Consider the following 4,276-nt stretch of genomic DNA (forward strand, 5'->3'; position numbering starts at 1 on the left):
ATTCGTTGCCGCGGCCACGCTCCACTTGGCCATGATCGTCGCGCTTTTTGCCCTTTATCGGCGTTTACCGTCGGATGACGCAAAGCTCGCCACCCTTCATAGCCGCTTGAATCTCCTGTGCGGACTGGTGCTGGCCCTCAATGCCGTGCCGCTCGTGTTCCAGCAGATCCAACTGGAGCAGCGGCGCTCGAAAGCCGCGGACAGCCTCGGTCACTTCGAAGGCATAGCTTCGGCCGACAGCCCCGATGTGTGGCACATCTTGCTCGACCGCTATGCGGCGACCGATACGCTGAAAACGCGCTATGGCTTCGATAACCGGCCATTTGTCGATGCGCTGCGCAAGCGCGGTTTCGCGGTGCAGGATCAGGCTTTCTCCAACTATCAACGGACCAGCCACTCGGTCGCCTCGACCATGAACGGCCGCCTGCTCGACCCGATGGTGCCGCACATAAAGAGCCAGCCGGACGACTGGGTGCCCATCTATCGCGTCATGCGCCACGGTTCGGCAGTAAAGCTGTTCAACCGGATGGGTTATCGGACGATTTTCGCCGGGAGCTGGTGGGAGCCGACGCGTTTCAGCGCCGACGCCGATGAATCGATCGTCATCCGCGCCGTGCCCCAGCTCGCCCGTCTCGTCATCGCCCAGTCCGCTGCGGGATTCTGGACGCAGGGGATGCGCGTCCCCTATCTCGACGGCCGGGGAGACCAATGCTTTCGTGCCAACGAGAAATTCCGCCGATTGCGCGCATTGGCGCAAGATCCGGACCGCAAGCAGGTTTTCGCGCATTTTCTGGTACCGCACCCGCCATTCGTCCTGAACGCCGATGGCAGCTGTCGATCTCTGGCAACCGCCGCAAAGGCGCCCCGCAACGAAAATTACCTTGCCCAGGTGCAGTTTGCCAATCGCGAACTCGTGCGCCTCGTCGATGCCATCCTGGCGGGTCCGCGACCCGCGGTGATCGTCATCCACAGCGACGAGGGTCCCTGGCCCAGACCCTATGTCGGAAATGAGCATGGGCTGGGCACCGACCCCGTGCCGGTGCCGTGGCATCGTCTCGACAAGGAACAGCTGGGTGAAAAAATGGGCGTATTGCTCGCGGTCCGCGATCCTTCGGGGCGCGCGCCCCAAACGATGCCGACATCGCCCGTGCAAATCTACCCGGCCATTCTGAAGGACCATTTCGGGTCTCGCCGGCCCGTTCCTTCTTCGCGCCACTATGTCTTCCGGAGCGATGCTGAACTCTATCAATTTGACGAGGTCAGCTCAAAACTCCGTGCCCCGGAATGACGGCTACACCCGCATCGGCATCAGCACATAGAGCGCCGGGCTCTTTTCGCTTTCGCGGATCAGCGTCGGCGCGTTCGCATCGGCAAGATGCAGTTCGACCGTATCGCCGTCGACCTGTCCGAGGATGTCGCTGAGATAACGGGCGTTGAAGCCGATCTCCATCGAATCGCTGTCATAGGCGGCCGCCACCTCTTCGGCGGCGGTGCCGTTTTCGGGGCTGGTGACCGACAGCGTGATGCGGTCCTTGTCGAGGCCGACCTTGACCGCGCGGGTCTTTTCGCTGGCGATCGTCGAGACGCGGTCGACGCCCTGGTACAGGCTCTTCGGATCGACCTTGAGCAGCTTGTCGTTCGCAGTCGGAATGACGCGGCTATAGTCGGGGAACGTGCCATCGATCAGCTTCGACGTGAGGATCGCATTGCCGAGCTGGAAGCGGACCTTGCTCGCCGACAGGCTGATTTCGACATTGCCTTCGGCCTCGTCGAGCAGCTTGCGGATTTCGGTGACGCATTTGCGCGGCACGATGACGTCGGGCATCGACGAGGCGCCGTCGGGACGCGTGACGGTGTAACGCGCGAGGCGGTGACCGTCGGTCGCCGCGGCCTTGAGCACCGGACCCGACGCATCCTCGGCGACGTGCAGGAAAATGCCGTTGAGGTAGTAGCGCGTTTCCTCGGTCGAGATCGCGAAGCGCGTCTTGTCGATGATCTGGATCAGCTCGGCGACGGGCAGCTCGAAATTGGTCGGCAGGTCGCCCTCGGCGATCACCGGGAAATCGTCGCGCGGCAGCGTCGGCAGGTTGAAATTCGACCGGCCGGCCTTGACCTGCATCTTGCCTTCGGCGGCAGCGAGGCTGACCTCGGCGCCCTCGGGCAGCTTGCGGGCGATTTCGAAAAGGGTATGCGCCGAAACCGTGGTCGTGCCCGGCGTTTCGACCTTGGCCGCGATCGTTTCGACCACCTGCAAATCGAGATCGGTCGCCATCAGCTTGAGCTGACCCGATGCGTCGGCTTCGATCAGGACGTTCGAGAGGATCGGGATCGTATTGCGCCGTTCGACCACCGACTGGACGTGGCCGAGGCTCTTCAACAACACTGCGCGTTCGATCGTCGCTTTCATTCTAAATCCGCCATCCCTGTGCTTCGCGGGAAAAAGTCCCTGGGGGACAGACCATCGGAGGCGATTCGCAGCCCCGATTCTGGCCCCTGAAAATGTCCACCTTCCTTAACGTACGCACCGGCGCGCGCAAGCCATGCTTGCAAAGCATCCCCAATCGCGCAAACGAGGGCGCAATGCGGCACTGGCTCCCTTTTTTCCTGACAGCGGCGGCGATCCCCGCCGCGGCGCTTGCCGCCACCCCGACCGCGCTCGGCATTTTCGACGGCTGGGGTTCGTTTCGCGATCCCGAAACCCCGCGCTGCTATGCCCTCGCCACCCCCGCGGCGACGATCGGTAGTCCGCAGGTCAAGGCCTATGCCAGCGTCGGCTATTGGCCAAAGTCGCGAATTCGCGGGCAATTTTATGTCCGTCTGTCAAAGGCACGCGCACCCGGGCGCGAACTCCGCCTGACGATCGGCAGCCGCCGTTTCATCCTGACCGGCAACGGCGCGCATGGCTGGGCGAGCGATCCGCGCATGGATGCGGCGATCGTCGCCGCGATGCGCTCGGCACCGAGCATGAGCGTCGAAAGCGGCACGGCGACCGGCGGCGCGATTGCCGACACCTATCGCCTTCGCGGCGCCGCCACGGCCATCGACGCCGCGGCGCTTGGATGCGCCAGGTTGCGATAGATCAATAGGGTATGAAAATCGGCGGTGCGCAGGCCGAAAGCCGGACCCGGCATTCCGCCTGCCCCGAACGGCATCGCTCAAGTCCCGTCCGTACGGCGTCTTCGACATGCGCGGCGCTTTCGAAGAACCAGCTCCTGTCGCCCTCTATCATCGCTATGCACATGTCCTTGTAGGAATAGCCGAAGACGCAGGTCAGCCCGCCCGCGGCGCGGCAATCGTCGAGCGCGGCCGCCTCGGCAGCAGACATATGGGCAAAGCCGGTCACCGAAACCAGCCGGGCGCTCGCCGTGTCGATCGCGACAGCACCCCAGTTCGATCGCCATTCGCCGGGGAGCGGCGGCTGCGCGATCACAGGCGGCGGGGGCGGTACCCGCGGCGGCGGATAGGGGCAGAATTGCCCCTTCGGCACCATCGTGCCATCGGGGCACTGTTCATAGGCCGGGGTCTCCCGCGGAGGTTCGGGCGGCGGCTTTGCACCCACCGGATCGCTCGCGAGCGAGCCGATGAAAACCATGGCGAAGACAAGCGCCGGCGACCCGATGCTTTTCATCGACTTCGCCGCCGTTCGGACGGCCTGAATCGGGCGAAGACATATCGGATGGGCCATGCAAACTCTCCAAGCGTTGCCCGAAGTGGGCCGCGGAGCCGGCGCCCGCTGTGACCGTTGCCACAGCAACTGAATGAATCAGCGACAAATTTGCTGCTCGATCGCGCGTGACCCTAGGTTCGCGTATGTTTCGCCAGCTCGGCGGCGAGGAAGTCGAGCACAAGGCGCACCCGCGGAACATGACGCAACCGTTCGTGGGTCAAGAGCCACAGCCCGGTCGTGTCTTCGCCCTTCGGCGGGATGCAGCGCACGAGGTCGGGTTCGCGCTCGGCGATGAAGGCGGGCAGGATCGTGAGCCCCATCCCTGCGCGAACGCCGGCCAGCAGCCCGGTTCCGGTATCATATTTCATCACCACCGAATCCTCGAGCCGATATTGCCGCAGCCAGGCCTGATAGGGTTCCCAGACGCCGCCACCGCCGCCGATGAAGGGATGCGCTGCCAGTTCTTCCCTTGTGTGCGGAATGCCGTGCCGGTCGGCATAGTCGCGACTGCAATAGACCGTCCACGGATTGTCGGCGATGCGCCGGCCGACCAGGCCGGCGCCCGTCGGCTGCTTGCTGCTGCGAATTGCGATGTCCGCGGCGCCGGCG

General features: G+C 64.1%; 5 protein-coding genes. 2 read left to right on the top strand and 3 right to left on the bottom strand.

All coding sequences use genetic code 11. The features are described 5' to 3' along the window. Positions 1–106 precede the first annotated feature (106 nt). Entirely contained in the window at positions 107–1,288 is a 1,182-nt protein-coding gene (locus tag VGD20_RS03295; protein WP_331133083.1) for a sulfatase-like hydrolase/transferase, read from the top strand. Positions 1,289–1,291: 3 nt separating this feature from the next. Here VGD20_RS03295 and dnaN read toward each other — a convergent pair whose 3' ends face one another. Next, positions 1,292–2,407 carry a DNA polymerase III subunit beta gene (dnaN, locus tag VGD20_RS03300; protein WP_137893666.1) on the bottom strand — a complete coding sequence of 372 codons (1,116 nt, stop codon included), beginning with the start codon at positions 2,405–2,407 and terminating at the stop codon, positions 1,292–1,294. Between the two features lie 173 nt (positions 2,408–2,580). Here dnaN and VGD20_RS03305 point away from each other — a divergent pair, with 173 nt between their 5' ends. Next, complete coding sequence (locus VGD20_RS03305) at positions 2,581–3,078, top strand: hypothetical protein (protein WP_331133084.1); 498 nt, start codon at positions 2,581–2,583, stop codon at positions 3,076–3,078. 1 nt (position 3,079) lies between these two features. Here the strand turns inward: VGD20_RS03305 and VGD20_RS03310 are convergent, their stop codons facing one another. Next, positions 3,080–3,592: a DUF4189 domain-containing protein gene (locus VGD20_RS03310; RefSeq protein WP_331133085.1), complete on the bottom strand. Its 513-nt coding sequence runs from the start codon at positions 3,590–3,592 to the stop codon at positions 3,080–3,082. A 206-nt stretch (positions 3,593–3,798) separates the two neighbouring features. Then, a partial coding sequence (locus VGD20_RS03315; RefSeq protein WP_331133086.1) for a LysR substrate-binding domain-containing protein occupies positions 3,799–4,276 on the bottom strand: 478 nt, incomplete at its 5' end.

This window comes from Sphingopyxis sp. (assembly GCF_036402335.1).
Classification (GTDB): Bacteria; Pseudomonadota; Alphaproteobacteria; order Sphingomonadales; family Sphingomonadaceae; genus Sphingopyxis.

Excerpts from the sequence above, each read along its gene's own strand:
- dnaN (WP_137893666.1), bottom strand. The coding sequence starts at position 2,407 with ATGAAAGCGACGATCGAACGCGCAGTGTTGTTGAAGAGCCTCGGCCAC.
- VGD20_RS03305 (WP_331133084.1), top strand. The coding sequence starts at position 2,581 with ATGCGGCACTGGCTCCCTTTTTTCCTGACAGCGGCGGCGATCCCCGCC.
- VGD20_RS03310 (WP_331133085.1), bottom strand. The coding sequence starts at position 3,592 with ATGGTTTTCATCGGCTCGCTCGCGAGCGATCCGGTGGGTGCAAAGCCG.